The sequence below is a fragment of the Saccharopolyspora sp. genome, assembly GCF_017434145.1.
GTDB lineage: Bacteria > Actinomycetota > Actinomycetes > Mycobacteriales > Pseudonocardiaceae > Saccharopolyspora_C > Saccharopolyspora_C galaxeae.
Map to the genome: position 1 here is coordinate 1 of NZ_JAFRFW010000406.1, position 3,766 is coordinate 3,766.

General features: G+C 69.8%; 4 protein-coding genes. 2 read left to right on the forward strand and 2 right to left on the reverse strand.

Annotated elements, in window-relative coordinates; genetic code table 11:
• Positions 1–129 precede the first annotated feature (129 nt).
• Complete coding sequence (locus IJH84_RS11060; RefSeq protein ID WP_295143601.1) at positions 130–993, reverse strand: ABC transporter ATP-binding protein; 864 nt, start codon at positions 991–993, stop codon at positions 130–132.
• A 7-nt stretch (positions 994–1,000) separates the two neighbouring features.
• Positions 1,001–2,023 (reverse strand): ABC transporter substrate-binding protein, encoded by a 1,023-nt coding sequence (locus IJH84_RS11065; protein WP_295143603.1) that lies wholly within the window; start codon positions 2,021–2,023, stop codon positions 1,001–1,003.
• A 425-nt stretch (positions 2,024–2,448) separates the two neighbouring features.
• Between IJH84_RS11065 and IJH84_RS29265 the strand changes: the two genes are divergently transcribed.
• Positions 2,449–2,523 (forward strand): putative leader peptide, encoded by a 75-nt coding sequence (locus IJH84_RS29265; RefSeq protein ID WP_367269011.1) that lies wholly within the window; start codon positions 2,449–2,451, stop codon positions 2,521–2,523.
• A gap of 152 nt (positions 2,524–2,675) precedes the next feature.
• The gene (locus IJH84_RS11070) at positions 2,676–3,569 is read left to right on the forward strand and encodes a TauD/TfdA family dioxygenase (RefSeq protein WP_295143606.1); all 894 of its coding nucleotides are present in this window, start codon (positions 2,676–2,678) and stop codon (positions 3,567–3,569) included.
• Positions 3,570–3,766: the final 197 nt, after the last annotated feature.

Below are 3,766 nucleotides of genomic sequence, written 5' to 3' on the forward strand. Positions count from 1 at the left end.
CCGATGCGCGGCGCGAGTTCCCACACCAGCAGGAAAACCACGATCGCCGCCGAGGACTTCAGCACGCGCTCGGCGACGTGCCGCGCCGGAATCGCCGACGTGGCACCGGAAGTGGCGGGTGGTGCGCTGCTAGCCCATCGAGATCACCTCGGGGGCTTGGTCGTGCGACGGCGCGTCCTGCGATTCCCGGGCGGCCGCGCGCTCGGCTTGCTGCGCGCGGTCCACTTCGGAGCGCAGCAGGCTCCACACGTGGTGGCGGTAGTGCGCGAACTCGGGTGTGGAGCGGACGTCCGCGGTGCGCTCGCCGAGGTCGATGTCGACGACGTCCTTGACCGTGCCCGGGCGCGAGGTCAGCACCGCCACCCGCTGCCCGAGGTGCACCGCCTCGTCGATGCCGTGCGTGATGAACACGATGGTCTTGCCGGTGCGCTGCCACAGCCGCAGCAGCTCGTCCTGCAGCGTTTCCCGCGTTTGCGCGTCGAGAGCGGCGAACGGCTCGTCCATCAGCAGCACGTCCGGGTCGAAGGCGAGGCTGCGCGCGATCGCGACGCGCTGCTTCATCCCGCCGGAGAGCTCGTGCGGGTAGCGGTCGGCGAACCCGGACAGGCCGACCAGGTCCAGGTGTTCCCGCGCGCGTTCGCGGCGCTGCGCGGCGGGCACCTTCTTCGCCTCCAACCCGAATTCCACATTGGACTGGGCGGTGCGCCACGGCAGCAGCGCGTACTGCTGGAACACGACACCTCGGTTGAGCCCCGGCCCGGTGATCGGCGTGCCGTCCAGCAGGATCCGCCCGGTAGTCGGTGCGTCCAGCCCGCCCAGCAGGTCCAGCAGCGTCGATTTGCCGGACCCGCTCGGCCCGACGATCACGGCTAGTTCGCCGGAGCGGATCCGCAGGTTCACGTCCTGCAGCGCGGTGAGCTCGCCGTCCGGCGCACCTCTGCCCCCGCGCACGGGGAAAGTGCGGGACACGCCCTCGAGACTGATCTCGGCCATGGTCTCCTCAGTTCTGCGCGCTCGCGCGGAACGGGTTGAATTCGTTGGTGTAGAGCCCGCGGACGTCGACCGCGCCCGGGGCGACTCGCCCGCTGGTGGTCAGCCGATCCAGCCACGTGGTGAACTCGCGGTCCTGGATCAGCCCCCCGGGGCTGGGAATTCCGGTGGAACGCCAGTAGGACACGGTGCTGAGGTCCTCGTTCCGGCCGCGTCTGCGGATGATGTCGGAGTAGCGGGCCACGACCTCGTCGCGCGGCCGGGTCTGCGCCCAGTGCACCGCGTTCGCGGTGCCCGTGACCAGTTGGCGAGTGGTTTCCGGGTTCCGCTCGATGAACTCGTCCCGCAGGACGTAGCAACCGGCCGTGAACGCGCCCAACATGCCGAAGTCGCTGAACACCGACCGCAGGCCGCCGTGCGCGAGCGCCTTCTCGCGCTTGACGTCGGACAGCGACGAAACGTCGAGCTGGCCGGACCGCAACGCCTGCTCGGCACTCACCGGCGGAACCACCACCAGCTGCACCGAGTCGACCTCGTCCTGGGTGAGGCCGCCGCGCTCCAGGTAGATCGCGAGCACGTCCTCGTAGTGCGCTCCGAGCGTGTTCACGCCGACCTTCTTGTCGATGAAATCGCGCGGCCCGCGGATCGGGCTGCGCTGCATGGCGTAGTAGCCGCCGTAGCTGAGGGCGTCGGCACCGTAGTAACCCACGACCGCGGTGACGGGTGCCCCCGCGGCGGCGAGCCGCACGATGGCTCCGTTGAAGGCACCGCCGATGTCGGTGTCGCCGGTGACGGTGGCCTGGATGTCCTGCGGACCGCTGGTGGTGTTGCCGATCCACTCCAGCCGGACGTCCCCGAGCAGACCGAGATCTTCGGCCAGTTCCGGGTAGAGGACTTCGCCGCTCCAGCCTTGGTAGCGGATCACGTTCGTCCGCGGGGAAGCGCTGCTGTGCGCGCATCCACTGAGGACGGAGGTGGTGGCGAGGCCGGACAAGCCGCGCAGGACGGCTCGTCGATCGATCGTGCTGGACACGGTGAACTCGCTTTCGCGGGCACTTCGCGGCAGGGCGCGGTGCGGGCGGAGGTGCTGCGGACGGCGCAGGCCGCAGCGAGCTGAAGACGACCGCCGGGACGGCGGTCAGTGCGGGGCAGCGGTGGTGGTCAGCGGCAGCGGAGGCGCGTGCGGTGACACGAGGCGCTGCTCGCGCGGTGACACTGGGCGCTGTTGGCGCGGTGACACGGCGCGCTGCTCCCGCGGCGACACCGGGCGCTGTTCGCGCGGCAGCAGTCCACGCAACGGCGCCGCACCAGAACGAGCCCTGCTGACATGGCGGAGATGCAATCCGCTCCGCCCGGCGGGCGTCAAGCTCGCGATCGAATCCACCCGGAGGTTTCCGAATGCCGGGACGACGCCGGGCGTGATTGACCGGTCGTTGCGGACGTGCTTGCATCCAGCTCATGCGGCCGTTGCTGGTGTTCCGCGAGCACATCGACCTGGTGCGCGTCGCGTCCGCGGTCTGTCACCGCGGCTGAGCCCGCTCGCCTGAACCTTCGCCGCACGAGCCGACAGTGCCGTGCGTGCACGCTTTCAGTCCTTTGTGGATTTCCCAACCTGCGCCCTGCGCGAGTCGCCTCCGCGGGACGCGATCGCCTTTCAAGACACATCTCCAGCCAGGAGGCGGAACATGACAAACGAGAACTTGAAGTCGGACGTGCTGCGCGTCGCAGGCCGCATCGGGGCCGAGATCACCGGTGTGCAGCTGGCCGACCGGCTTTCCGAAGAGACCGTCGCGCACATCCGGAATGCCCTGCTGCAGCACAAAGTCGTCTTCTTCCGGGGGCAGCACGGGCTCACCGACGACGAGCAGGTCGAGTTCGCCGCGCGGCTCGGCACCGTGACCACCGCTCACCCCACGGTCCCGGGCGAAGAGCACGCCGCGCACGTACTCCCGCTGGACGCCGACCGCGGCGCGCGGGCGAATTCCTGGCACACCGACGTCACGTTCGTCGAGAATCCGCCCGCGTTCTCGGTGTTGCGGGCCGTTACCGTGCCTCCCTACGGCGGGGACACGGTGTGGGCGAACACCGTGGCGGCCTACGAAGGGCTCACCCCCGAGTTGCAAGAGCTCGCGGGGCGACTCCGGGCGTTGCACTCGAACGCCTACGACTACGCGGCGAAACGCCCCAACCCGACCGACGCCGAGCAGGAGCGGCACAAGCAGTTCGTCTCGACCGTCTACGAGACCGAGCACCCGGTGGTGCGGGTGCACCCCGAGACGGGGGAACGTTCGCTGCTGCTCGGGCATTTCGTGCAGCGGTTCCTCGGCTTCGGCAAGTCCGACACCGCGCGACTGTTCGATCTGCTGCAGTCGCACGTGACCCAGCTGGAGAACACCGTCGGGTGGCGGTGGGCTCCCGGCGACGTGGCGATCTGGGACAACCGGGCGACCCAGCACTACGCGGTCGACGACTACGGGCAGCTGGCGCGCAAGGTCAGCCGGGTCACGGTCGCCGGTGAGGTGCCGGTGGATGTGGCGGGCAGGCGCAGCGTGGCGCGCCGCGGCGACGCCGCCGCCTAGTCCGCGGGAATCCGTTGCCGGGAAGCGAAAGGACACTTGGGATGGTAGTGGGGCACAGGACTGCCGCGAGCCGTGTGGTGGAGCGTCCGAACGACACGACGATCCGGTACGCGATCAGTGGTCCGGCAGGCGGGCCGACCCTGGCCCTCGTGCACGGCTGGGGTTGCGATCGCACCGATTTCGACTCGGTGATTGGC